General features: G+C 57.9%; 24 protein-coding genes. 22 read left to right on the top strand and 2 right to left on the bottom strand.

Annotated elements, in window-relative coordinates; genetic code table 11:
- The first annotated feature begins 170 nt into the window (after nt 1-170).
- Nucleotides 171-764: an NTP transferase domain-containing protein gene (locus CKW31_RS05585; RefSeq protein ID WP_095093407.1), complete on the top strand. Its 594-nt coding sequence runs from the start codon at nt 171-173 to the stop codon at nt 762-764.
- A gap of 275 nt (nt 765-1,039) precedes the next feature.
- On the opposite strand, the gene rne is transcribed toward CKW31_RS05585, so the two are convergent.
- On the bottom strand, nt 1,040-4,315 hold the full coding sequence (gene rne / locus CKW31_RS05580; RefSeq protein WP_218192129.1) for a ribonuclease E: 3,276 nt from the start codon (nt 4,313-4,315) through the stop codon (nt 1,040-1,042).
- 724 nt (nt 4,316-5,039) lie between these two features.
- Between rne and rluC the strand changes: the two genes are divergently transcribed.
- From rluC to CKW31_RS05565, 3 genes are read left to right on the top strand one after another with little or no spacing between them, the layout of a single operon-like run.
- Nucleotides 5,040-5,996 carry a 23S rRNA pseudouridine(955/2504/2580) synthase RluC gene (gene rluC, locus CKW31_RS05575; protein ID WP_095093405.1) on the top strand — a complete coding sequence of 319 codons (957 nt, stop codon included), beginning with the start codon at nt 5,040-5,042 and terminating at the stop codon, nt 5,994-5,996.
- Nucleotides 5,986-6,684: an HAD-IA family hydrolase gene (locus tag CKW31_RS05570; RefSeq protein WP_095093404.1), complete on the top strand. Its 699-nt coding sequence runs from the start codon at nt 5,986-5,988 to the stop codon at nt 6,682-6,684. The genes rluC and CKW31_RS05570 overlap by 11 nt, the downstream gene beginning before the upstream one ends.
- 7 nt (nt 6,685-6,691) lie before the next feature.
- The gene (locus tag CKW31_RS05565; RefSeq protein WP_095093403.1) at nt 6,692-7,696 is read left to right on the top strand and encodes a S49 family peptidase; all 1,005 of its coding nucleotides are present in this window, start codon (nt 6,692-6,694) and stop codon (nt 7,694-7,696) included.
- Nucleotides 7,697-8,124: 428 nt separating this feature from the next.
- Here CKW31_RS05565 and CKW31_RS05560 read toward each other — a convergent pair whose 3' ends face one another.
- Nucleotides 8,125-8,703: a nucleoside triphosphate pyrophosphatase gene (locus CKW31_RS05560; RefSeq protein ID WP_095093402.1), complete on the bottom strand. Its 579-nt coding sequence runs from the start codon at nt 8,701-8,703 to the stop codon at nt 8,125-8,127.
- Nucleotides 8,704-8,808: 105 nt separating this feature from the next.
- On the opposite strand from CKW31_RS05560, the gene CKW31_RS05555 reads away from it, so the two are divergent.
- The 18 genes from CKW31_RS05555 (at nt 8,809) to CKW31_RS05470 (ending at nt 25,539) form a co-directional block, all read left to right on the top strand.
- Entirely contained in the window at nt 8,809-9,336 is a 528-nt protein-coding gene (locus CKW31_RS05555; RefSeq protein WP_027901079.1) for a YceD family protein, read from the top strand.
- A 13-nt stretch (nt 9,337-9,349) separates the two neighbouring features.
- Entirely contained in the window at nt 9,350-9,532 is a 183-nt protein-coding gene (rpmF, locus tag CKW31_RS05550) for a 50S ribosomal protein L32 (protein WP_002552688.1), read from the top strand.
- 4 nt (nt 9,533-9,536) lie between these two features.
- On the top strand, nt 9,537-10,544 hold the full coding sequence (gene plsX / locus CKW31_RS05545) for a phosphate acyltransferase PlsX (protein WP_095093401.1): 1,008 nt from the start codon (nt 9,537-9,539) through the stop codon (nt 10,542-10,544).
- A 155-nt stretch (nt 10,545-10,699) separates the two neighbouring features.
- Nucleotides 10,700-11,638 (top strand): ACP S-malonyltransferase, encoded by a 939-nt coding sequence (gene fabD / locus CKW31_RS05540; protein ID WP_095093400.1) that lies wholly within the window; start codon nt 10,700-10,702, stop codon nt 11,636-11,638.
- Nucleotides 11,639-11,652: 14 nt separating this feature from the next.
- The gene (gene fabG, locus CKW31_RS05535; RefSeq protein WP_087265499.1) at nt 11,653-12,393 is read left to right on the top strand and encodes a 3-oxoacyl-ACP reductase FabG; all 741 of its coding nucleotides are present in this window, start codon (nt 11,653-11,655) and stop codon (nt 12,391-12,393) included.
- Between the two features lie 186 nt (nt 12,394-12,579).
- Nucleotides 12,580-12,816 (top strand): acyl carrier protein, encoded by a 237-nt coding sequence (acpP, locus tag CKW31_RS05530; protein ID WP_087265500.1) that lies wholly within the window; start codon nt 12,580-12,582, stop codon nt 12,814-12,816.
- A gap of 120 nt (nt 12,817-12,936) precedes the next feature.
- Nucleotides 12,937-14,181 (top strand): beta-ketoacyl-ACP synthase II, encoded by a 1,245-nt coding sequence (gene fabF, locus CKW31_RS05525; RefSeq protein ID WP_095093399.1) that lies wholly within the window; start codon nt 12,937-12,939, stop codon nt 14,179-14,181.
- The gene (gene pabC, locus CKW31_RS05520) at nt 14,181-14,999 is read left to right on the top strand and encodes an aminodeoxychorismate lyase (protein WP_095093398.1); all 819 of its coding nucleotides are present in this window, start codon (nt 14,181-14,183) and stop codon (nt 14,997-14,999) included. Before fabF ends, pabC begins: the two co-directional genes overlap by 1 nt.
- The gene (gene mltG, locus CKW31_RS05515; RefSeq protein WP_095093397.1) at nt 14,999-16,159 is read left to right on the top strand and encodes an endolytic transglycosylase MltG; all 1,161 of its coding nucleotides are present in this window, start codon (nt 14,999-15,001) and stop codon (nt 16,157-16,159) included. Before pabC ends, mltG begins: the two co-directional genes overlap by 1 nt.
- Nucleotides 16,160-16,178: 19 nt before the next feature.
- Complete coding sequence (tmk, locus tag CKW31_RS05510) at nt 16,179-16,811, top strand: dTMP kinase (RefSeq protein ID WP_095093396.1); 633 nt, start codon at nt 16,179-16,181, stop codon at nt 16,809-16,811.
- Entirely contained in the window at nt 16,804-17,790 is a 987-nt protein-coding gene (locus tag CKW31_RS05505; protein ID WP_095093395.1) for a DNA polymerase III subunit delta', read from the top strand. The genes tmk and CKW31_RS05505 overlap by 8 nt, the downstream gene beginning before the upstream one ends.
- 65 nt (nt 17,791-17,855) lie before the next feature.
- The gene (locus CKW31_RS05500) at nt 17,856-18,212 is read left to right on the top strand and encodes a PilZ domain-containing protein (protein WP_095093394.1); all 357 of its coding nucleotides are present in this window, start codon (nt 17,856-17,858) and stop codon (nt 18,210-18,212) included.
- An 11-nt stretch (nt 18,213-18,223) separates the two neighbouring features.
- Nucleotides 18,224-19,009: a TatD family hydrolase gene (locus CKW31_RS05495; protein ID WP_095093393.1), complete on the top strand. Its 786-nt coding sequence runs from the start codon at nt 18,224-18,226 to the stop codon at nt 19,007-19,009.
- Nucleotides 19,010-19,488: 479 nt separating this feature from the next.
- Complete coding sequence (locus tag CKW31_RS05490) at nt 19,489-20,151, top strand: TetR/AcrR family transcriptional regulator (RefSeq protein WP_095093392.1); 663 nt, start codon at nt 19,489-19,491, stop codon at nt 20,149-20,151.
- 140 nt (nt 20,152-20,291) lie between these two features.
- Complete coding sequence (locus CKW31_RS05485; protein ID WP_095093391.1) at nt 20,292-20,897, top strand: DUF4823 domain-containing protein; 606 nt, start codon at nt 20,292-20,294, stop codon at nt 20,895-20,897.
- Nucleotides 20,898-20,906: 9 nt separating this feature from the next.
- A complete protein-coding gene (locus tag CKW31_RS05480; RefSeq protein WP_095093390.1) occupies nt 20,907-21,467 on the top strand; it encodes a DUF1285 domain-containing protein in 561 nt (186 codons plus the stop codon).
- Nucleotides 21,468-21,546: 79 nt separating this feature from the next.
- Nucleotides 21,547-22,557 carry an aspartate-semialdehyde dehydrogenase gene (locus tag CKW31_RS05475; RefSeq protein WP_095093389.1) on the top strand — a complete coding sequence of 337 codons (1,011 nt, stop codon included), beginning with the start codon at nt 21,547-21,549 and terminating at the stop codon, nt 22,555-22,557.
- A gap of 114 nt (nt 22,558-22,671) precedes the next feature.
- Entirely contained in the window at nt 22,672-25,539 is a 2,868-nt protein-coding gene (locus CKW31_RS05470) for a FimV/HubP family polar landmark protein (RefSeq protein WP_095093388.1), read from the top strand.
- Nucleotides 25,540-25,570 lie beyond the last annotated feature (31 nt).

Here is a 25,570-nt window from a genome sequence, read left to right as displayed (position 1 = left end):
GAGCACACGAGCAACGCGAGGCCGCGATGGCGGTGTGTCAGGTAGACCGCCATCGCGGCCTCGCGTTGCTCGTGCGCTCCTACAGAATCTACGTTTGCTTCACGACAGATATGTACACAAAAACCACTGTCAATGTTGTGTAGTGACCTATGCCCAGGAAGGGAGTAACCATGACCAGCACTGTTTGCGCCGTCGTGCTCGCTGCCGGAGAAGGTACTCGGTTTCAAGCCATTGCCGGACAAGGTCAGAGCAAGTTGCTGGCTCGTTGTATCGGTCGCGATGGAGTCGAGCGTCCGGTGCTGGAGCACGCTCTCGTCAACCTGCAAGGGGTTGTCGACAAGGTTCTGGTGATTACCCGACCTGATTGCTCACAAATCATCTCACTTGCCCAACGGTACCGCTGCGAGCTGGTCATGCTGGCCTCAGCGGGTATGGGCGACAGCATCGCTGCAGCGGTGGCTGCCGAGCCCGATCATCGTGCCTGGTTGATCGTTCTGGGTGACATGCCGTTTATCCTGCCTCAGACCCTGCATAAAGTCGTTGCCTCGCTGAAGGAAGGTCGGATTTCTGTGCCTGTCCTGAACGGCGAGCCCGGTCATCCGGTGGGTTTTGGTCGTCAGTATGGCCCCGCGCTGATGGCATTGAATGGCGATCAGGGCGCACGACGGTTGTTCAAGGATGGCTGCGTTGAGCAGGTCGAGGTGAATGATCCAGGTGTGCTGTGGGATGTGGATGTGCCGGACCGGTTGGTGTTTATTCTATAGGTTTATCTCAATCCTGTAGGCGCTCACCGAGGTTACGAGGCCAGCGATAGCGGTTAGCCTGACACACCGCCATCGCTGGCCTCGTAACCTCGGTGAGCTCCTACAGGTCCGGGCAACTTTTGGATACGCTGCATTTTATGTAGGAGCTGCCGAAGGCTGCGAAAGCGGCCTTCCTGATACACCGCCATCGCAGCCTTCGGCAGCTCCTACGGATCACTCGTCCACAAAAAAGCCCCACCTGCTTTCACAGGTGGGGCTTTTTATTCAGTCAAGGATCAAGCGAGGGGTTTAGGCTCGGTGCTTTCTTCCTTGGCTTCGTGGTGCTGCGTGACTGCGTGATCCACCGAATGCTGATTCTCATCAGCCACCGGAGCAGCTTCAACTGACTCGACTGCTGGTTGAACCGCTTCGACTTCAGCAGCTACAGGAGCAGCAGCGGTGTTGGCTGCGGCTTCTTCGGCTTCCTTCTTCAGACGCTCTTCTTCACGCTTGCGGCGACGCACTTCACGTGGGTCGTTTGGCGCGCGGCCGTTGCTGCTCACCGGCAGTGCAGGGGCTTCAGGGGCGACAGCCACTGCTGCTTCCGCGGTAGGCGGTGTTGCAACAACTTCCGGAGCAGCGTAAGGCGCAGGCTCTTCAGCCACGACTGGCGCAGGAGTAGGCAGTTCAGCCGATTCAGCGGCCGGAGCCTCTTCGCGGACTGGAGCGACCTCTTCAACCTGTGGTGATGGTGTGGACGGCTCTGGCGTTGGCGTGAACGGTACAACACGTTCAGCGTGTGGCGCTTCGAACATCTCGGTCTGCGCTGCCAGGGCAGGTGCCTCTGCAATCACTTGCGGAGCCATTTCAACAACCTGCTGCACTTCTACGTCCGGAGCGGTTTCAGCTTTCGGCGCCTTGTCAGCAACCGGTGCTTCTACAGCCGGTGTTTCAACGGCTGGCGCTTCGAACGCTGGAGTCTGGATCGAAGGGGTTTCGATCACGGCTTCCGGTACGAACGAGGAGTCAGCTGAGTCAACGGTTGCAGTCGCTCGCTCGGCCTGACGGTGAGCTTCGGCTTCTGCAGGTGCGCTGATGACGCTGCTGGCAACGGCTGCGGTTGCTGCGGTGATAGCCAGACCGGCTGCCACTTCAGTGTTGGCGGATTCAGTGTTACCGGATTCGCTGCCTTCTTCCTCGCTGCCTTCCGAACCTTCGATCACATTGCCGTTTGCGTCACGCTGACGCTCACGACGGTTGCTGCGACGACGCTGACCACGGGAGCGGCGGCGAGGGCGATCGCCTTCTGCACCGTCCTGATGGTCTTCGGTTGCCAGTTCTTCGTTGTTCAGCACTTCGTCTTCGCTAACCTCGGCAACGGCCTGCTCGGCGCGAGGCTGGCGTTCTTCACGAGGGGCGCGTGGTTGACGTTCTTCACGTGGTGCACGCTCAGGACGCTCTTCACGCGGCGCTGCATCGGCTGCCGGAGCGGCATCCAGCGGCTCGCGCAGTTCACGAACGCGTTCTTCACGAGGCTTGCGGTCTTCACGACCTGCGCGTGGTGTACGAGGCGCACGCTCTTCACGTGGAGCACGGGCCGGACGCTCTTCACGTGGCGCTGCACTGTTTTCTTCAACAACGGCTTCGCGTGGAGCGCGCGGTGCGCGCTCTTCACGAGGCGCGCGTTCCTCACGCGGTGCACGCTCTTCGCGTGGAGCACGTTCGGCACGTTCTTCACGTGGCTTGCGCTCTTCATCGCGACGGTTGTTGCGGCCACGGCTCTGTTGACGACCGTTGCGGCGCTCTTCGTTGCGGGCAGGACGTTCGGCAACTGGTTTTTCAACGACAACCGGAGCGGCTGGCTCTTCCTTGGTGGCGAACAGGCTCACCAGGGATTTGACCAGACCCTTGAACAGGCTTGGTTCGTGCGCAACCGGAGTTGGCGCGGCAGGAGCGGCTTCAACCGGAACCGGAGCGTTGGCACGCGGCGGAGCGGTTTTAACGGCGGCTTCCTGGCGAACCAGAGTGCGGGTTGCAGCGGCTGGCTGAACTTCTTCAATTTCGGCGGCAGCGGCAGCGATTTCGTAGCTGGACTGCAGAGTGTGAGCTTCCGGGCTGTCATCACGCAGGCGCTGAACTTCGAAGTGCGGCGTTTCGAGGTGATCGTTCGGCAGGATGATGATGCGGGCGCGGGTGCGCAGTTCGATCTTGGTGATCGAGTTGCGTTTTTCGTTGAGCAGGAAAGCCGCAACCGGAATCGGCACCTGGGCGCGTACTTCGGCAGTGCGGTCTTTCAGGGCTTCTTCTTCGATCAGGCGCAGGATGGCCAGCGACAGCGATTCAACGTCACGGATGATGCCGGTGCCGTTGCAACGCGGGCAGACGATACCGCTGCTTTCGCCCAGAGATGGACGCAGGCGCTGACGGGACATTTCCAGCAGACCGAAGCGCGAGATGCGACCGACCTGAACGCGGGCACGGTCGGCCTCCAGGCTTTCGCGGACTTTTTCTTCCACGGCGCGCTGGTTCTTGGCCGGGGTCATGTCGATGAAGTCGATAACGATCAGGCCGCCGATGTCACGCAGCCGCAATTGACGGGCGATTTCTTCAGCCGCTTCAAGGTTGGTCTGCAGAGCCGTTTCTTCGATGTCGCTGCCTTTGGTGGCGCGAGCCGAGTTGATGTCGATGGACACCAGGGCTTCGGTTGGATCGATAACGATGGAGCCGCCGGAAGGCAGTTCAACGACGCGCTGGAAGGCGGTCTCGATCTGGCTTTCGATCTGGAAACGGTTGAACAGCGGAACGCTGTCTTCGTACAGCTTGATCTTGCTGGCGTATTGCGGCATCACCTGACGGATAAAGGTCAGTGCTTCTTCCTGGGCTTCGATGCTGTCGATCAGCACTTCGCCGATGTCCTGGCGCAGGTAGTCGCGGATGGCGCGGATGATGACGTTGCTTTCCTGATAGATCAGGAATGGAGCAGCGCGATCCAGCGAAGCTTCTTTGATGGCGGTCCAGAGTTGCAGCAGGTAGTCGAGGTCCCACTGCATTTCTTCGCTGCTGCGGCCCAGGCCGGCAGTGCGAACGATCAGGCCCATGTCAGCTGGAGCGATCAGGCCGTTCAGCGCTTCGCGCAGTTCGTTGCGCTCTTCGCCTTCGATGCGGCGGGAGATACCACCGGCACGCGGGTTGTTTGGCATCAGGACCAGATAACGACCGGCCAGGCTGATGAATGTGGTCAGGGCCGCGCCTTTGTTGCCGCGCTCTTCCTTCTCGACCTGAACGATGACTTCCTGGCCTTCGCTCAGGACGTCCTTGATGTTGACGCGACCTTCAGGGGCTTTCTTGAAGTACTCGCGGGAGATTTCTTTGAGAGGCAGGAAGCCGTGGCGCTCAGAGCCGAAATCGACAAAGGCAGCCTCAAGGCTGGGTTCGATGCGAGTGATCCGGCCTTTATAGATATTGGCCTTTTTCTGCTCGCGGGCACCGGACTCGATGTCCAGGTCATATAAGCGCTGGCCGTCTACCAGTGCAACGCGCAACTCTTCGGGTTGAGTTGCGTTAATCAGCATTCTTTTCATGTAGTACCGTCGGTTTCCGGGCTGCCGGAAACGGCGTTCGGCACACACGACTTCTCACGGTCGGTGTCAGGGCACGTCAGGAGTGGTTGGACACTCCAGTGTCTAGCGAGATTACCGGCCAACGGGGCCGGAGTCGCGACGACGTTTCCTGCTTGCTGTGGTGACAAAAAGACACCCTTTCAGCAAAAGCTTTGTCAGGAGGAGGAATCGACCATCGGTAGCGGACGAGATGAAGCGTCTAAAACAAGCCTTGTGCTACACAGTCCGATGGTTGTGCGTCTCCACCCTACACGTATCCCTGATAATTCGGGTGCTGCCGCGCGCAGAATCCGCAACGGGTTGGCATTTACCGCAGCCTTCCAGAGGGAAGGTTGCGCATCATGGCTTAAGGCGTTTGTTTCCGAAGCATTCGCCCGGACCGTCTGTAAACGACTGCACTTTGTGAACTGGCCGTGATTTATTAGCTCTGAAGGCGAGTGATAACTCTGCGATCTGGCGTGTATCAGGCCTCATGTCACCTGCGCTTGTAACGTTTGCAGCCCATCCGTTGTCACCGAAAGCCCCGTAGGACGGCCTCGCGTCCTCGTGAATTGCGTAGGGCAGGGTCGGTCATAAACCGTTTGTCCGCTGTCCAGGCCGCTTTTGGCGGCGTTCGCGACTATAGCAGCAATCATTAAGTGCTTCAAATCCATAAAAAATTGTTATGATTTGCGCCATGACGAATATCACCCCTCCAACCCCCGGCGTCCAGCTGGTAGAGGTTGCGCCGGAATATGCCGGTCAACGTATCGATAACTTTCTTGTCACTTTCCTCAAAGGCGTGCCCAAGACCTTGATCTATCGCATTTTGCGCAAAGGCGAAGTGCGGGTGAACAAGGGGCGGATCAAGCCCGAGTACAAGTTGCAGGCAGGCGACATTATCCGGGTTCCGCCGGTGCGCGTGCCTGAGCGTGACGAACCTGTGCCTGTGGCCCAAGGGCTTTTGCAGCGGCTTGAAGCGGCGATTGTCTATGAGGACAAGGCGCTGATCGTGCTCAACAAGCCTGCGGGTATCGCCGTGCATGGCGGCAGTGGCCTGAACTTCGGTGTCATCGAGGCCTTTCGCCAGATGCGCCCGGATGCCAAGGAGCTCGAACTGGTACACCGCCTGGATCGCGACACCTCCGGGCTACTGATGATTGCCAAGAAGCGCAGCATGTTGCGCCACCTGCATGAGGCCTTGCGCGGCGACGGCGTGGACAAGCGCTACATGGCGCTGGTCCGCGGTCGCTGGGACACCGCTCAGAAACGTGTCAGCGCCCCGTTGCTCAAGAGCAACCTGCGTTCCGGTGAGCGCATGGTCGAAGTCAACGACGAAGGCAAGGAGGCACTGACGATTTTCAAAGTGCTGCGCCGCTTCGGTGATTTTGCCACCATGGTCGAGGCCAAACCGGTCACCGGTCGTACCCACCAGATTCGGGTGCACACGCTGCACGCCGGGCATGCGATTGCGGGCGACACCAAATACGGTGACGAAGATTTCAGTCGCGAGATTCGTGACATGGGCGGCAAGCGCCTGTTCTTGCACGCTTACATGCTGACCGTGCCGCTGCAGGATGGTGGCGAGCTTAAATTGCAGGCCCCCGTAGATGAGATGTGGGCTAAAACAGTGGAGCGTTTGAGTGCGACCTGATTCTGAATCGTCGAAGTATGATTTATTGATTTTCGATTGGGATGGCACGCTGGCTGACTCTATCGGCCGTATCGTTGCTGCCATGCGCGCTGCTGCTGTCGAGAGTGGTAGACCGGAACGTGACGAAAATGCCATCAAGGGCATTATCGGCTTGGGTTTGCCCGAGGCGATTCGCACGCTTTATCCGGATATCACGGCCAATGACCTGATCGACTTTCGCCAGCATTACGCCGACAGCTACATGGCCATGGACAATGACGTTGCTTCGCCTTTGTTCGAAGCGGTGCGCGAATCCATTGAAGGTTGGCGGGCCGAGGGTTACAGGCTGGCCGTGGCCACTGGCAAGGCGCGTCGCGGCCTTGATCGCGTGTTGAAGGCGCATGACTGGCTTGACTACTTCGACATCACCCGGGCGGCGGATGAAACCGCCAGCAAGCCTGACCCTCTGATGCTGAATGAAATTCTTCAGCATTGCGGCGTTGAGCCGGGGAGGGCGTTAATGGTGGGTGATTCCTCTTTCGATCTGCTGATGGCGCGTAATGCGGGTATGGACTCCGTGGCAGTGGGCTATGGCGCCCAATCGCTGGATTCATTGCGTACTTATGAGCCGCAGTTGGCTATCGAGCATTTTTCCGAGCTGCGTACCTGGTTGGGTAAGCGCAGCGATCAGTCTTCATTGTTGGGGTAGTCAGTAAATGTCGGACGAATGGAAAGCACCGGTTTCCCGTGACGAGGAAGAGGTCGTAGACAGCAAGGCTGATGCGAAGAGCTGGAAATTACTGGAAAAAACCCTGCTGGCGGGGATTCAGGAGCAGCGTCGTTCACGCCGCTGGGGCATTTTCTTCAAGTGCCTGACTTTCCTTTACCTGATCACGGCATTGTTTCTGTTTACACCGTTGGGCGATTTCGAGAAAAGCGCTTCGGGCAGTGCACATCATACTGCGCTGATTCAGATCGAAGGCATGATTGCCGACAAGGAGCCTGCCAGCGCCGATAACATCGTTGGCAGCCTGCGCGCAGCCTTCGAGGACCCGAAAACCAAGGGTGTGATCCTGCGCATCAACAGCCCGGGTGGCAGCCCTGTGCAATCGGGCTATGTTGCTGATGAAATTCGTCGCCTGCGCGCCGAGAAGCCGGAGATCAAGGTCTACGCCGTGATCACCGACCTGGGCGCCTCAGGTGCTTACTACATCGCCAGCGCGGCTGACCAAATCTACGCCGACAAGGCCAGTCTGGTGGGTTCCATCGGCGTGACCGCGGCAGGCTTCGGCTTTGTGGGTGCCATGGAAAAGCTGGGTGTTGATCGCCGGACCTACACATCAGGCGAACACAAGTCGTTCCTGGACCCGTTCCAGCCGCAAAAAGCAGACGAAACCGCATTCTGGCAAAGCGTGCTGGACACTACTCACCGCCAGTTCATCGCCAGTGTAAAACAGGGCCGAGGCGATCGCCTCAAGGATAAAGATCACCCTGAACTGTTCTCCGGGCTGGTCTGGACGGGCGAACAAGCCCTGCCGCTGGGCCTGATCGACGGCCTTGGCAGTGCCAGCTACGTAGCACGGGACGTCATCGGCGAAAAAGAAATGGTCGACTTCACCGTCCAGGAATCCCCGTTCGATCGCTTTTCGAAAAAACTGGGCGCCAGCGTGGCTGACCAAATCGCAATGTGGGCAGGCTTCAAAGGGCCGACGCTTCGCTGATTGCGATTCGTAGCCAACAAAAACCCGACCATTGGTCGGGTTTTTTATTTCTCGCTGAGCTATTACCGCTGTGTACCAAGTAGCTCAAACAAACAGGTCGGCTATCAGGCCGCCAAGCTTTTGATTTTGATCTGAGGCGCCCCGTTAAACCACGCCGGCCGGAATTCGATATTGCTGCGTGGGGCAAACCGGCAGGGATGCCGGTTTAGCCGCCTCAGGCCATGGATGGCCGGTGGCGGCGGCCCCACGCAGCAATGTCGGATTACGGGTATGCCGAGCGACAGCGAGGCACCCAGTGGTGGGGTAAGAGCGTTTTGCTTACTTTTGCGCTCTATCAAAAGTGAGGCGCTGTAAAAGCGCAACCAATATCAGCCACGCCCGCGGTAACGGATATGTACACAAGAAGAAGGGAGTGGAGCCGGCGCCAATCACGGCACCTGCACACCTTCCTTTATAAGCATATCCACCAACCGAATTAGCGGCAGCCCAACCAGACTCGTAGCATCACTCCCCTCAGTACTCTGAAACAAACTGACACCCAACCCCTCAGCCTTGAAACTACCCGCACAATCAAAAGGCTGCTCCGCATGCAAATAACGCTCAATACTTCCCTGATCCAGCGTGCGCATATGCACCGTAAACGGCACATGATCAACCTGACAGCCACCTGTCGAACTATTAAACAACGCAAGACCCGTCAGAAAGACCACACTGGAACCGCTGGCCGCACCCAGCTGCTCCCGAGCGCGCTCAAAAGTATGAGGCTTGCCAAGAATCCTGCCGTCCAGAACAGCCACCTGATCCGAACCAATGATCAAATGGCCAGGGTATGCGGCCGCAAGGGCTCGAGCTTTCTCCTCAGCCAGGCGACGAACCAGCTCAATCGCACCCTCATCGGGGCGGTGACTTTCATCGATATCAGGCGAGGCGCAGACGAACGGCAGCCGCAGTCTGGCAAGCAATTCCCGGCGATAAGGTGAGCTGGAAGCAAGAAGCAAAGGCAACATGCGGTTCTCCAATAAGTGAAAACCGATTCTAATCAGTCTTGTGCAGGATTATTGGCCTGAATTTCCTTTGACATGCCTTGGGGTCGTCCCTAGAATGCTGCGCCTATGTTGAATGACCCGATTCCACCTCACGTTGACCCGCGCAAATTGGCTGATCGTGGCACTACCCTTCAAGGTGAAGTGTTGCTGGCTGATTTGGAGAGACTCTGCGACCCGCTTTCCGACACTGTCGGTTCGGTGCAGGCCAAATTCATTTTTGAGCGTGACGAACGTCGCTCCGTGGTTATCCACAGTGCAATTGACGTCGAAGTCAAAATGGTTTGCCAGCGTTGTCTTGAGCTGGTCACCCTGCCGATTCACAGCGAGTGCAGTTACGCTGTGGTGAAGGAGGGTGCGAATACCCAGTCGTTACCGAAAGGTTATGACGTGCTGGAACTGGGCGAAGATCCATTGGATCTGCTGGCATTGATCGAGGAGGAGCTTTTGCTCGCCTTGCCCATTGTGCCTGCTCATCATCCGGAAGAATGCCAGCAGCCGGCGGGTCTCGATGAGCCCGAACCGAGCGTGGACGAGGTAACGCGGTCCAACCCGTTCAGTGTATTGGCGCAGTTAAAGCGTGACCCAAACGTTTAGGAGTTAATCAATTATGGCTGTTCAGCAGAACAAAAAATCCCGCTCTGCCCGTGACATGCGTCGTTCGCACGACGCTCTTGAGGCAAGCACTCTGTCGGTAGAAAAGACCACTGGTGAAATTCACCTGCGTCACCACGTTTCGCCGGAAGGTGTTTACCGTGGTCGTAAAGTGATCGACAAGGGCGCTGACGAGTAATTTCTTGTCCGCTCCGATCATCGCGATCGACGCAATGGGCGGGGACTTCGGTCCCCGCAACATTGTTCAGGCCAGCCTCGCGTGCCTGTCTGCTACGCCCTCGCTTCATCTGATCCTTGTGGGTCAAGCCCCTCTTATTGAAGAACTCATTGCCCGCCATTCTGGTGTGGATCGCTCACGTCTGCGCATTGTGAATGCCAGCGAAGTGATCGCCATGGATGAGCGGCCGTCTCAGGCGTTGCGTGGCAAGCCTGACTCTTCGATGCGAGTGGCGCTTGATCTGGTGGCGGGCGGGCAGGCTCAGGCGTGCGTCAGTGCGGGGAATACCGGTGCATTGATGGCGCTCTCGCGTTTTGTCCTGAAAACTCTGCCAGGCATTGATCGCCCGGCCATGGTTGCGGCCATTCCTACCCAGCGTGGCTATTGTCAGTTGCTGGATCTTGGGGCGAATGTCGATTGCAGTGCTGAAAATCTTTATCAGTTTGCCGTGATGGGCTCGGTGGCCGCCGAGGCATTGGGTGTGCAGCGACCAAAAGTCGCACTGCTCAATGTGGGCACCGAAGACATCAAGGGCAATCAGCAGGTCAAGCTGGCTGCAAGCCTGTTGCAGGCTGCGCCGGGCTTGAACTATACCGGTTTTGTCGAGGGTGACGGGTTGTATCGCGGCGAAGCCGATGTGGTGGTCTGTGATGGTTTTGTCGGCAACATCGTGCTCAAGTCCAGCGAGGGTTTGGCAAGCATGATTGCTGCACGAATTGAAACCTTGTTCAGGCAAAATCTGCTGTCGAGGACGGTGGGGGCGCTGGCAATGCCGTTGCTCAAGCGTCTTCAGGCTGATCTTGCGCCTGCGCGGCATAACGGGGCGAGCTTTCTCGGGTTGCAGGGCATTGTGGTTAAAAGCCATGGCTCTGCCAGTGTGCAGGGCTTTCAGAGTGCGATTCAGCGTGCGCTGATCGAGATTCAGGAAAACCTGCCTCAACGCTTGCACGGGCGTCTTGGCGAGCTGTTATAGGCTTTCCATGGCGACGTTTGCAGCCCGCGTCGCTAGAATGTGACGCTGCTGACTGACCGGTCATCAAAACCGGCAAGTGGCTGTAATAGAATTTCTCGCGCTCAGCCAAGAAGGCCGGGCGTTTATTTCGACGACCATAATCAGGGGCTTGTTTAATGTCTGCATCCCTCGCATTCGTCTTTCCGGGTCAAGGATCGCAATCGCTTGGCATGCTCGCCAATCAAGGCGCGCAGCATCCGTTGATCCTCGATACTTTCGCGCAGGCATCCGATGCCTTGGGTTATGACCTCTGGGCGCTGACTCAGGAAGGTCCTGTCGAGTCGCTCAATCAAACCGATAAGACCCAGCCGGCAATTCTCACTGCTTCAGTTGCCCTGTGGCATGTGTGGCTGGCCGAAGGCGGCACTGTTCCTGCTTTTGTCGCCGGTCACAGTCTGGGCGAATACAGCGCGCTGGTCGCGGCTCAAAGCCTGAGCCTGGCTGATGCGGTCAAGCTGGTCGAACGTCGTGGTCAGTTGATGCAGGAAGCTGTTCCGGCCGGTCAGGGCGGCATGGCTGCCATCCTCGGTCTGGATGATGCCGATGTCATCGCTGCCTGCGCTGAAGCGGCTCAGGGTGAAGTGGTCAGCGCGGTCAATTTCAACTCGCCAGGTCAGGTGGTCATCGCCGGTTCCGCCGAGGCCGTAAAACGCGCCATGGAGCTGTGCAAGGCGCGTGGCGCAAAGCGTGCGCTGCCATTGCCGGTGAGTGTTCCTTCGCACTGCGAGCTGATGCGTCCTGCGGCCGAGCGTTTTGCCGAATCGATCGAAGCCATCGAGTGGCAGGCCCCCCAGATTCCGTTGGTGCAGAACGTCAGTGCAAGTGTCGTGACGGATCTCGCCACGCTGAAAACCGATTTGCTGCAACAGTTGTACAAGCCGGTCCGTTGGGTCGAGTCGATCCAGGCCCTTGCTGCAAATGGCGCTACCCAGCTGGTTGAGTGTGGTCCTGGCAAAGTGCTTGCCGGCCTGAACAAGCGTTGCGCCGAAGGCGTGACGACCTACAACCTGGATACCCCAGACGCCTACGCCGCCGCCCGTGCGGCACTGGCCTGATTAGGAGAGCTTGCATGAGTCTGCAAGGTAAAGTTGCACTGGTAACTGGTGCCAGTCGTGGTATTGGTCAAGCCATTGCCCTGGAATTGGGTCGTAATGGTGCTGTTGTGGTCGGGACAGCGACTTCCGAGTCGGGTGCCGAGCGCATCAGCGCGACGTTCAAGGAAAACGGCATCGAAGGCTTCGGTCTGATGCTGGACGTCTGCAGCGCCGAGTCCGTGGATTCCGTGCTGTCGCAGATTCAGGAGCGTGTTGGCGCACCGTTGATTCTGGTCAATAATGCCGGCATCACCCGTGACAACCTGATGATGCGCATGAAAGACGACGAGTGGAACGATGTCGTCAACACCAACCTGAACAGCCTTTTCCGTCTGTCCAAGGGCGTTTTGCGTGGCATGACCAAGGCGCGTTGGGGTCGAATTATCAGTATTGGTTCGGTTGTGGGTGCCATGGGCAACGCAGGCCAAGTAAACTATGCCGCCGCGAAAGCGGGTCTGGAAGGTTTCAGTCGCGCTCTGGCGCGTGAAGTGGGTTCGCGTGCGGTAACCGTGAACTCGGTAACTCCTGGTTTTATCGACACCGATATGACTCGCGAGCTACCTCAGGCGCAACGAGATTCCCTGACGGCGCAGATTCCTCTGGGTCGCCTGGGGCAGGCAGAAGAGATTGCGCATGTTGTCGCTTTTCTTGCCTCGGAAGGTGCAGGCTACGTTACCGGGGCTACAATCCCCGTCAACGGCGGCATGTATATGTGATCGCCCGTTTTAAAAAAATGTAATACGGGCTGTCTAAAATCCGTTATAAAGCTGAAATCTTTTAATGGGCAGAAGGGGGATGGGCGTATCGGGAATTGCGTTGAGCTTGAAATTCGCAAATCCTCTTCTATACACTTACCCATCGGCCAGCTGCCTGAATTTGTCTACTAGGAGTTAAAACACGGTATGAGCACCATCGAAGAGCGCGTCAAGAAAATCGTTGCCGAGCAACTTGGCGTCAAATCTGAGGAAGTTGTTAACACTGCTTCTTTCGTTGAAGACCTGGGTGCCGACTCCCTTGACACCGTGGAGCTGGTAATGGCTCTGGAAGAGGAATTCGAGACCGAAATCCCTGACGAAGAAGCCGAGAAGATCACCACTGTTCAAGCTGCTATCGATTACGTTACTGCCCACCAGGCGTAACATTCAGTAATCGTTGCTGGGTCATGGGAAAACCGCACTGCCTTACCGGCGTGCGGTTTTTTCTTTAAAACGATGTCCTGTGATGTCCTGTCGTAGTCAATGAGAGAAAAGGAGAGTCCTGTGTCGCGTAGACGCGTCGTGGTCACCGGTATGGGTATGCTGTCGCCATTGGGTACGGATGTGCCGAGCAGTTGGCAGGGTATTCTGGCTGGTCGCAGTGGCATTAACCTTATCGAACACACAGACCTTTCGGCTTACACGACCCGCTTTGGCGGTTCGATCAAGGGCTTCAACGTCGAAGAGTACCTGGCACCCAAAGAGGCTCGCAGGCTCGATCTATTCATCCAGTACGGTCTCGCTGCCAGCTTTCAGGCTGTGCGTAATTCCGGTCTGGAAGTCACCGATGCAAACCGTGAGCGCATTGGCGTTGCCATGGGTTCCGGAATCGGTGGCCTGACCAATATCGAAAACAACAGCCGTTCTTTGCATGAGCAGGGGCCGGGGCGTATTTCGCCGTTTTTCGTGCCAGGTTCCATCATCAACATGATTTCCGGTTTCCTGTCGATCCATCTGGGCGCACAGGGACCTAACTATGCCATTGCGACCGCTTGCACCACGGGCACGCATTGCATTGGCATGGCTGCACGCAACATTGCCTATGGCGAAGCCGATGTGATGATTGCGGGCGGCGCTGAAATGGCGGCCTGTGGGCTGGGCATGGGTGGCTTCGGTGCCTCCCGTGCGCTGTCGACCCGCAATGACGATCCAACCCGCGCCAGTCGTCCCTGGGACAAAGGTCGCGACGGTTTTGTCCTGTCCGACGGTTCCGGTGCGCTGGTGCTTGAAGAGCTTGAGCATGCCAAGGCCCGTGGCGCGACTATCTATGCCGAACTGATCGGCTTTGGCATGAGCGGCGATGCATACCACATGACTTCGCCGCCAGACGATGGTGCCGGTGCTGCCCGCTGCATCCGCAATGCGCTGAAAGACGCCAGGGTCAACCCTGATCAGGTTCAGTACATCAATGCCCATGGCACTTCGACCATGGCGGGCGACCTTGCCGAAGCCAATGCGATCAAGAATGTGTTTGGCGATCATGCCTACAAGCTGGCGGTCAGCTCCACCAAATCCATGACCGGTCACTTGCTGGGCGCGGCCGGTGCTGTTGAAGCCATCTTCAGTGTGCTGGCGATCAACGGTCAGGTGGCGCCGCCGACCATCAACCTGGACGAGCCGGGTGAGGGTTGTGATCTGGACTTCGTGCCGCACGAGGCGCGTAGCATGCCCATCGACGTGGTGGTTTCCAACTCCTTCGGTTTTGGTGGAACCAACGGCTCACTGGTGTTCCGCCGGTTCGCTGAGTGATGTCAGGCTGGGTCGATGGACGTCCAGCCGACACGCTTTCTGTCAGAAATAGAGGGCTGGCTTATGGTGATGGTCTCTTTGAGACCATTGCGGTAAGGGCAGGGCGACCATCGCTGCTGGATCAGCACTTGCAGCGCTTGCAGCTAGGCTGCGATCGTCTTGGTATTGCGGCTGATCGGGTTCTGATTCGTGAAGAGCTGCTGGCCTTTGCCCGGCAACTTGGCGAAGGCGTCATGAAGCTGATTCTTGCCCGTGGCGATAGCCAGCGCGGCTATGCGCCTGATCCACACTCCCAACCGCTGAGAATTCTTCAGGGCAGTCCGCTGCCTGTCTATCCCGCTGCCCATGCGGAGCAAGGCATTCACCTGTTTCCCTGCGTCACGCGTCTGGCCGAGCAGCCTTTGCTGGCAGGTTTGAAACATTTGAATCGCCTCGAACAAGTGCTTGCCCGCTCGGAATGGCAAGGCCCGGAGTTTGCCGAAGGGCTGATGCGCGATCTATCCGGCCGCGTTATTGAAGGGGTTTACAGCAATCTTTTTGTGGTCCGCGATGACCTGTTGCTCACGGCTGACCTGAGTCGTAGTGGTGTCGCCGGTGTCATGCGTGGCGCGTTGCTGGAGCGGTCGCCGGAGCTCGGCATTCATGTCGAGGTTCGTGACCTGCATATGGCTGATCTGGAACACGCCGACGAAGTATTTGTCTGCAACAGTGTCTATGGCGTCTGGCCGGTGCGTGGCTTCGAACAGCTTCGCTGGTCGGTTGGTCCGCTCACCCGTAAACTGCAGCGCACAGCTCTTGCCCTTCTGGATATCGCTTAGTGATTCGAAAATTTTTGCTGTTGCTGGAAACGGGTCTGGTCCTGGCGGGTTTGGCGCTGGGTTATGCCTACTGGCAGCAGAACGAGGCTCTGCATCAACCCTTGAATGTCACCCAGGAACAGATGCTCGACGTTCCTGCCGGTTCGACGCCGGGTGGTTTGCTCAATCGCCTGCAAACCGAGGGTGTAATCAAAGATTCCTTCTGGTTGCGGTTGTACTGGCGCTTCAATCTGTCGGGGGAAGCCCTGCACAGCGGCGAATACCGCATGACGCCGGGCATGGACGCGCAGTCTCTGCTTGGTCTTTGGCAGCGCGGTGAAGTGGTCCAATACAGCCTGACGCTGGTGGAAGGCTGGAACTTCCGTCAGGTGCGCGCAGCACTCGGCAAGCAGCCCAAGCTTGAACAAACCCTGGGTAATCTCAGCGACGCTGAGCTGATGACTAAAATTGGTCATCCGGATGTGTTCCCCGAAGGCCGGTTCTTTCCGGACACCTACCGTTACGTGCGGGGCATGACCGACGCTGAAATTCTCAAGCAGGCCTACAAGCGTCTCGACGACGTGTTGGAGGAGGAATGGGCCAAGCGTGCAGCGGATGTGCCGTATACCGATGCTTATCAAGCGCTGATCATGGCGTCGCTGGTTGAAAAAGAGACCGGTGTCCCGCAGGAACGTGGGCAGATCGCCGGCGTTTTCGTTCGCCGGTTGGCCCTGGGCATGCTGCTGCAGACAGACCCCACAGTGATCTATGGTCTGGGCGAGCGCTACAACGGCAAGTTGACCCGCGCTCATCTGAAAGAGCCAACGCCTTACAACACCTACGTCATCGCCGGTTTGCCGCCTACGCCCATTTCGCTGGTAGGCCGTGAAGCGATTCACGCCGCGCTCAACCCGGTGGCGGGGCGCAGTCTTTATTTCGTCGCCCGGGGCGATGGCAGCCACGTATTTTCCGATGACCTGGACGCGCACAATGCCGCGGTCCGTGAGTTTCAGCTCAAGCGTCGCGCTGACTACCGATCGAGCCCGGCGCCGGCCGCAGCTCCGGTAGTCGTTCCGGCAACCCCGGCAGAGCCCGCCCCGGCCGTCGAGCCCAATCCGGCGGTGACTGATGAATCGAAAGCTGAAGAAAACACCGCGCCGAGCGAGCAAAAATCACAATGAATTTTACTGAGTACAACCTGTGACCGGCCTGTTTATCACCCTTGAAGGCCCGGAAGGTGCGGGTAAAAGCACCAATCGTGAATACCTTGCCGCGCAACTGCGCGCCGAAGGCATTGATGTACTGCTGACACGTGAGCCGGGCGGTACGCCGCTGGCTGAACGCATTCGCGAGCTGCTGCTGGCACCCAGCGATGAGGCCATGCACGCCGATACCGAATTGCTGCTGGTGTTTGCTGCGCGAGCGCAGCATCTGGCGGAAGTGATTCGTCCGGCCCTGGCACGTGGCGCGGTTGTCCTGTGTGATCGTTTCACGGATGCCACCTACGCCTATCAGGGCGGCGGCCGTGGCTTGTCCCATGAGCGGATTGCTGCGTTGGAGAATTTCGTACAGGGCGATTTGCGCCCGGACCTGACGCTGGTATTCGATTTGCCGGTAGAAGTGGGGCTGGCACGCGCCACGGCCCGGGGGCGGCTGGATCGTTTCGAGCAGGAAGGCCGAACCTTTTTTGACGCCGTGCGCAGTACGTATCTGAATCGCGCCAATGCTGAACCTGATCGTTATCGCCTGGTGGACGCTGCGCAATCCCTGCCTGACGTGCAGCGTTCCCTCGACGCATTGTTGCCCGAGCTGTTGAGTCTGCACCGTGGCTGAAGCTTATCCCTGGCAGGAGCAGCTCTGGCAGCAATTGGCCGGTCGTGCTCAACACGCCCATGCGTATTTGCTGCATGGGCCGATCGGCATTGGCAAGCGAGCGCTGGCTGAGCGGTTGATGGCCAGTCTGCTGTGCCAGCGCCCGGAAGGTCTGGAGGCGTGCGGCCAATGCAAATCCTGCCTGTTGTTGCTGGCGGGAAGTCACCCGGACAATTACGTGCTGGAGCCGGAAGAGGCGGACAAGGCGATCAAGGTCGATCAGGTCCGCGATCTGGTGAGTTTCGTGGTCCAGACTGCGCAAATGGGCGGTCGCAAAGTGGTGTTGATCGAGCCGGTAGAGTCGATGAACATCAATGCCGCCAACGCCTTGCTCAAAAGCCTTGAAGAGCCTTCGGGCAATACCGTTCTGCTGCTGGTCAGTCATCAACCCAGCCGACTGTTGCCGACGGTCAAAAGCCGTTGTGTACAGCAGGCCTGCCCGCTGCCCAGTGAAGACATGAGTCTCACCTGGCTGGCCAAGGCACTGCCGGAGAGCAGCGAGGATGAGCGGCGCGAGTTGCTGACACTCGCCGCCGGTTCGCCGCTTGCTGCTGTCAGTCTTCAGACCCAGGGCGTGCGTGAGCAGCGTGCTCAAGTGGTGGATGGCGTGAAGAAGCTGCTCAAGCAGCAACAATCGCCAACCCAGCTGGCTGAGGGCTGGAAAGATATCCCGCTGTTGCTGCTGTTTGACTGGTTCTGCGACTGGTCGCACCTGATTTTGCGATATCAACTGACCGGGGACGAGCAAGGTCTGGGTTTGGAGGATATGCGCAAAGTAGTGCAGTATCTGGCGCAGAAGTCCGCGCAGGGCAAGGTGCTTGAGATTCAGGACTGGATTCTGGCTCAGCGTCAGAAAGTCATGTCCAAGGCCAACCTGAACAGGGTATTACTGCTTGAGGCTTTGCTGGTTCAATGGTCAGGGTTGATCAGTCAGCGCTAGCGTTTAGTCGTTAGACAGAAATGCATTTAAATTCAGCTGGTTATGTTTGTTTGATAGGAGTTGTCATGAGCTTGCCGCCGAGTTCCGGTCCACGAAATGGCATTTTGTCTCTGACCATCAAGGACAAGTCCGTTCTCTACGCAGCCTATATGCCCTTTATCAAAAATGGCGGGCTGTTCATCCCTACCAGCAAAAGCTACAAACTGGGGGATGAGGTATTCATGCTGCTGAACCTGATGGAAGAACCGGAAAAAATTCCGGTGGCGGGCAAGGTGGCGTGGATTACCCCCAAGGGTGCGCAAGGTAATCGTGCGGCTGGCGTCGGCGTGCAATTCAATGACGGCGACACCACCGCTCGTACCATGATCGAAACCTATCTGGCCGGCGCTTTGAAGTCCGACCGTCCCACTCACACGATGTAGTTGCCTATTCCATGCTTGTAGATTCCCACTGCCACCTTGACCGCCTGGACCTTGCCGAGCATTCCGGATCGCTGGATGCTGCCCTTGAGGCGGCACGTGACCGGGGTGTCGGACACTTTCTCTGCATTGGCGTCAGCGCTGATAACGCCGGGGCGGTCAAGGCGCTGGCTGAACGATACGACGACGTTGATTGCTCGGTGGGCATTCATCCACTGGACCTGACCCCGGGCGAAACGCCGGCGCTGGACTGGTTGCTCAAGGAACTGGATCACCCGCGGGTGGTAGCGATTGGCGAAACCGGCCTGGATTACCATTACGAGCCTGAAGCGGCGGAACTGCAGCAGGCGTCGTTTCGGCTCCATCTGCAAGCCGCGAACATGACTGGCAAGCCGGTCATAGTTCACACCCGAGGCGCGCGGGCCGACACCTTGAGCCTGCTGCGCGAGGCTGCGTTGCCCCAGGGCGGGGTGCTGCATTGTTTCACCGAAGACTGGGAAATGGCCAAGGCAGCGCTGGATCTTGGCTTTTACATATCCCTGTCCGGAATCGTCACCTTCCGCAACGCCGATGCGCTGCGAGACGTGGCACGTCAGGTGCCAGCGGATCGGTTGTTGGTAGAAACGGACTCGCCTTATCTCGCGCCGATCCCGTACCGAGGCAAGCCTAACCTGCCTCAGTACGTGCGTGAAGTGGCTGAGTTTCTGGCCATGTTGCGCGGTGAGTCGTACGAGCAGTTTGCTGAAATGACGACTGCAAACTTCGCCCGACTGTTCCCCTTGGCGCATCTGAGGGCTTAACAGAATCGCGGGCAAAAAAAACCCGGGTTCTGGGGGGGGAATCCGGGTTAAGACCATTAGGAGTAAAACAAAGGTGCGCTATCCATCGGCACCTTTATTGGCACGCCACTTGGGGGAGATGTCGCGCCAACGTAATAAGTATTGGTCATGATCTGCCTGCGTCCAGTAGCTTCTGTACGTTTTTTAAACAGATTTGGAATAGCGCCAGGGTTCTTGAGTACATTTGAGTTTTGAGTCGATCTTATCGCGGGCAAGCACCGCTCCCACATGGAACCGCAACCTCATGTGGGAGCGGTGCTTGCCCGCGATAAGATCGACGCCATTCTCTCCTTGAAATGAAGTCCCGGATTGTCCGACACTTTCCCGTCAAAAAACGCACTTCACGCATTTAACGCACCATGATCGGATGATCCGTGCAATTTCGCGCGGGTTAGGCATAATGCAGAGCTTCGATTTTGAGCCGTGCAGACCTTCTTAATATGCAAAAAGAACCTCGTAAGGTCCGTGAGTTTCGCCGTCGTGAGCAGGAAATCCTCGACACGGCGCTTAAGTTATTTCTTGAAGAAGGCGAAGACAGCGTTACTGTCGAGATGATTGCGGACGCCGTCGGTATTGGCAAAGGCACCATCTACAAGCACTTCAAATCCAAGGCGGAAATCTATTTGCGCCTGATGCTCGACTACGAGCGTGATCTCAACGAGTTGCTGCATTCTGCGGATCTGGAAAAGGACAAGGAGTCGCTCTCGCGCGCCTACTTCGAGTTCCGCATGCGCGACCCGCAGCGTTATCGCCTGTTTGATCGTCTTGAAGAGAAGGTCGTCAAAGGCAATCAGGTACCGGAGCTGGTGGAAGAGCTGCACAAGATCCGCGCCTCGAACTTCGAACACCTGACGCTGCTGATCAAAGGCCGGATCAACGAAGGCAAGCTGGAAGACGTCCCGCCGTATTTCCATTATTGCGCCGCCTGGGCGCTGGTCCATGGCGCGGTTGCGCTGTACCACTCGCCGTTCTGGAGCAACGTCCTTGAAGATCAGGAAGGCTTTTTCCAGTTCCTGATGGACATTGGCGTGCGGATGGGCAACAAGCGCAAACGCGATACCGACGCAATTGCCGACCCTAAGCCGGATTCGACAGATCAGTAACCGGGTTGCTACAGGGCGCTGTTTCAGGCGCGCTTCGCATTAAAAACCGCATTATTCAGCTTCCCGACGCGGTCTGGCGCGGAAGCTGCATCCGACGACCATTCGCCGGTTTTCCGTCACCGGCATTTGGGAGGGGAATAATGCGTAGCCTGGTTCTGTTACTGGCGCTGTTGGCGTTGAGTGGTTGCATGAGTGTCAGCGATCTGGCCCAGGGCACCAAGGATCAACTGAGTGATGCCGGGATTCTTGACCACGGCGAAACCCGTCGTATCGGCAATTGGCGCATACAGGCCGACTCGTTCATCTATATCGCTCAAGGCGCGTTCGTACCGCCTAATTCCAGCCCCCATCCCAAGCAGAACGTAGTGGCTGAAGAGGCGTTTAACGGCTTCGTCGAATATTTTCCAATGGTCCGCCGTGCCCGTGCACCGCTTGGGCTGGATGAGGCAATGACCGAAGCCCGTGGGTTCGGCGCGCATTACTTGCTCTACACTCGTTTTGCCAAGGCTGATGATCGTATCGGCAACACGGATGAATGGTCCGACCAGGAAGCGCTGGACCGACTCGGCATCGATAACGGCGTGATCCAGTTGATGTTGATCGAAACCAGCACTCGCTATCTGATCGACACTGCCCGTATTCGTATTCGTGGCGGATTGCTGACGTTCTACGACAATAAACCAGAAGATCTGCTCGGCCCGCCGCTTGAGGAATATGCTCGCAGTCTGTTGGGTTTGAGCCGCTAAGGAGAAAAAATGACCGGTCCGGGCAAGGCCAATGATCTGTTTGCGCAGATCCCCAAGAGCAAGGGATTACCACCGGTTCATCTATGGAATCCGGATTTCTGCGGCGATATCGATATGCGTATCGCGCGGGACGGCACTTGGTACTACCTGGGTACGCCGATTGGTCGCAAGCCCATGGTCAGGTTGTTTTCCACGATCATGCGCCGTGACGGCGACGATTACTTCCTGATTACTCCAGTGGAGAAGGTCCGGATTCGCGTCGATGACGCCCCATTCGTTGCGGTCAGTCTGGTGGTGGAAGGCGAGGGCGAGCAGCAGATTCTGCGCTTTTCGACCAATGTCGAGGACGACACCGAAGCCGGTCCGGATCACCCGTTGCGCGTGATGGTCGATCCACAAACCGAAGAGCCTGCGCCTTACATTCATGTGCGGGCCAACCTTGAAGCGCTGATTCATCGCAACGTGTTCTACCAGTTGGTAGAACTGGCGGTTTCCCGTGACATTGACGGTCAGCGCTGGCTGGGCGTTTGGAGCCACGGGGAGTTCTTTCCCATAGGCCTTGAGCCGTGAACCAATAAGTTGCCGGTCAATTGCTTGCTTTGTACTCGGCGGTTAAAGTGCCGCTCCCCGTTTTACCTGAGGTTTTTGCATGAATCAGTCCTTTGATATTGCCGTTATCGGCGCCACCGGTACTGTCGGCGAAACCATCGTCCAGATTCTCGAAGAGCGTAACTTCCCGGTTGCGCAGTTGCATCTGCTGGCCAGTATCGAGTCGGCAGGTCATTCCGTGCCGTTCAGGGGTAAGAATGTGCGCGTGCGTGAAGTCGACGAGTTCGATTTCAGCAAGGCGCAGGTCGCATTCTTTGCCGCTGGCCCGGCGATTACCCGCAGCTATGCTGAGCGTGCGACTGCCGCCGGCTGTTCGGTCATTGATCTGTCCGGCGGACTATCCCCGGAAGAAGCGCCGAACGTGATTCCCGAGATCAATGGCGCGCTGATCGAGTCGTACGGCAAACCGTTTCAGGTGGGTAGCCCGAGCCCTTCCGGCGCAGCGCTGGCGCTGACACTGGCGCCTTTGCTGGCGGTGTTGGACATTCAGCGGGTCAGCGTCACGGCCTGCCTGGCGGTATCGAGTCAAGGGCGTGAAGGCGTCGCCGAACTGGCGCGCCAGACGACGGAGTTGCTCAATGTTCGTCCGCTTGAGCCGCGTTTTTTCGATCGGCAAATGGCCTTCAACCTGCTGGCCCAAGTGGGCACGCCGGATACAGAAGGGCATGTCCCACTGGAAAAGCGTTTGGTCGCGGAGTTGCGAGAGTTGCTGGCTCTGCCTTTACTGAAGGTTTCCGCGGCAAGCGTGCAGGCACCGCTGTTTTTTGGCGACAGCTTCACGGTTTCGCTGGTAACGGCGGCACCTGTAGATCTCGGAGCGGTCAACAAAGCACTTGAGTCGGCGGCTGGAATCGAGTTGGTCGAAGCCGGTGATTATCCGACTGCGGTCGGTGATGCTGTAGGGCAGGACGTTGTTTATGTAGGACGCGTGCGGAGTGGAATCGACGACCCTTGTGAGTTAAATCTGTGGGTTACGTCGGACAATGTACGCAAAGGGGCCGCTCTCAACGCTGTGCAGCTCGCTGAATTGTTGATAAAAGACTATGTGTAAAAGATACTTGGCGGCAATTTGAAGAATCATTCTAGCCAGGCGTGTCCTCCAAGCTCCTGAGATGAGTACTTTTACCTCTCGGATGCCGAGGAATTTTTTAACAAGGGATGGGCTATGGTTCAGGTTCGCAAACTGGTTTTAGCAATTGCTGCGGCTTCCGCGCTGTCATCTGGAATGGCGCATGCGCTGGGGCTTGGGGAATTGTCGGTCAAGTCGACCCTGAACCAGCCATTGGTAGCCGAAATCGAACTCACGGAAGCGCAGGGCCTTAACGCCTCGCAAGTGGTGCCGAGTCTGGCAACGACCGCCGATTTCGCTCAGGCCGGTGTCACCCGTCAGGCGTTTCTCAACGACCTCACGTTTACTCCGGTGATCAACGCCAATGGCAAGAGTGTCTTGCGTATCACCTCCAGCAGGCCGGTACGCGAACCCTTCGTGAAATTCCTCGTTCAAGTGTTGTGGCCAAACGGTCGCTTGCTGCGCGAGTACAGCCTGCTGCTTGATCCGCCTAAATATTCCCCTGAAGCGGCGGCCGCTGCTGCGACCGCTTCAGCTCCATCTGCTGCAACCCAGTTGCCATCTACGGCGCCGGCTGCGGAGCAACCGGCTGTTCCTCCGGCACCCACGCCAGCCGCAGAGACACCAGCCGCTCCAGCGCCAACTGCGGACACCAGTGCCAAGCCAGCTCTCTATACCACCAGCAACAACGACACGTTGTGGGAAATTGCCGAGAAAAATCGCAACGGCGGCACCGTGCAGCAGACCATGCTGGCGATTCAGGCGCTGAATCCGGATGCATTCATCGGCGGCAATATCAACCGACTGAAGAAAGGTCAGGTGTTGCGTTTGCCTACGCCGTCGCAGTCAACCACCATGCCTCAGCCCCAGGCGATCACTGAAGTGGCCGCGCAGAATCAGGCGTGGCGTCAGGGACGCAGAACGCCTTCCGGCACGCGCCAGGTGGATGCCACTCGTCGTGATCGTGCCGGAGAGGCACCTTCCCGTGTGGAAGCAGGCGATAACCTGAGCCTGGTATCAGCAGGTTCAAATGCTGCGGGCAAAGGTTCGGCAGGCGAAAAAGAATTAAGCAACAAACTGGCTGTGGCTCAGGAGAACCTGGACACCGCACGTCGTGATAACGCGGAGCTCAAGAGCCGCATGAACGACCTGCAAAGCCAACTGGACAAGATGCAGCGTCTGATTCAGTTGAAAAGCGATCAACTGGCCAAAATGCAGGCTGCCGGGGGCGTAGTTCCACCTGCAACCCCGGGTGCGGCCCCTGACGCAACAGCGGCTGCGAATCCTGCTGACTCGGCAATGCCTGCAACAGTGGTTGGCGCGCCGGGTACGCCTGAGGCTGCCGCCAAACCGCCAGGTGAAATTGCCCCTGAAGATGCGCTACCCGCCGGTGCCGCTCAGGTCACCGCGCCGGGTGCAGATCAACCGTTGGCCGTTGAGCCGGTAGTCGCGCCGGAGTCCGATGCGGATAACGCTTTCAAGCAGTTGCTCAACAATCCAATCGTGCTCGGCATCATTGGCGGCGCTGTGGTGCTGTTCCTGCTTCTGCTGATGCTGTTCCTGGCCCGTCGTCGCAATGCCAAGGCCGAAGCCGAGAAGCATAAGCGCATGGCGCGTGCGCTGGCTGAAGAGTCTGATTTTGTGTCTGATATGGACATGGAGCTGCCGCAAGCCAGTTTCGAAGGGTTGGGCGTCGCTTCGCCTAATGTGGCAATGACGCCACCGCCTGCTGCTGGCGGTCCGAAAGAACGTCCTGCTGATCCGCTGGTTCAGGCTGAAATCCATATCGCTTACGGCCGTATGAATCAGGCCGTCGAGCTGCTGGAAGAAGCAGTCAAGGAAGATCCTGATCGTGATGATATCCGTCTGAAACTGATGGAAATCTACGCCGAGCAGGGCAACAGCAAAGCCTTCGCCGCGCACGAGCGCAAAGTGGTGGCACGGGGAAAGCATGAAGCTGAGGTCGAGCAGCTAAAGAGTCGTTACCCGACCATGGTTACCGCAGCTGTTGTAGCTGCGGCGGCAACAGCGACGGCAGCAGCAGTGGCGGCCGAGCTGGATGCGAAATACGTCGAGGAACTGTTGCTCGACGAAGAAGAGCCGCAGCCGCCTGTCGCTGACGTACAGCCAGAGCCAGAGCCAGAGTTGGCTTCGGAGCCGGAGCCGGAGCCGGAACTGGAACCTGAGCCAGTTGTGGTAGCGCCAGCCCCTGAATCTGAAGTGTCGGCTGCTGAGGCTGATGACTTCGAGCACGATTTCGACCTGAGCCTGGACGATCTGGAGCAGGCTTCGCCGGAACACGTCGTTGATCTGACTGCGCCAGCTGAAGCGAATGATTTTGAACTGGATGCGCCGACACCTGAGCCGCAAGAGCCAAGTTTTGAGTCGCTCTTGAAGCAGCAGACCGAAGCGCCGGTGGTCAGCACGCCTGATGATCTGGAGGATTTTGATCTGGATCTGGCGGAAGACGAGCCAGGGTTGACCACGGAAGATGAGTTCCTGCTCAGCCTCGACGAGGAACCGTTGGACCTGGGTGAGCCTGCGCCTGTGGTGGCAGCTGCTCCTGAGCCTGAACTGGAGCACGATCTGGATTTGCCGGATGACTTCGACCTGTCGCTGTCTGACGAAATCGAGTCTGATCCTGCTGCCCAGGCGTTTGCTTCGGAGATCGAAGACGTCAACGCCGAGCTGGAGCGTTTGTCGCAGAATCTTGAACACCCGCCGATGGCAGAGCCTTTCGAAGCGCCGAGCTTCACCGCTGATGACATGGCATTGATGGACGATGAGCCGGAGTTCGACTTCCTGTCCGGCACCGACGAAGCTGCCACCAAGCTCGATCTGGCCCGCGCCTACATCGAAATGGGGGACAGCGATGGTGCTCGCGATATCCTCGATGAAGTAGTGACCGAAGGTGATGACGGTCAGAAGACCGAGGCGCGGGACATGCTCTCTCGTCTGGTCTGATTCGTTACCGCTGTATTGCAACGGCCGCTTA

Origin of the sequence: Pseudomonas sp. Irchel 3A5 (assembly GCF_900187575.1) — a bacterium.
Lineage (GTDB): Bacteria > Pseudomonadota > Gammaproteobacteria > Pseudomonadales > Pseudomonadaceae > Aquipseudomonas > Aquipseudomonas folii.
Note: the sequence above shows the minus strand (reverse complement) of the source record. Positions and strands in the feature narration are given on the sequence as shown.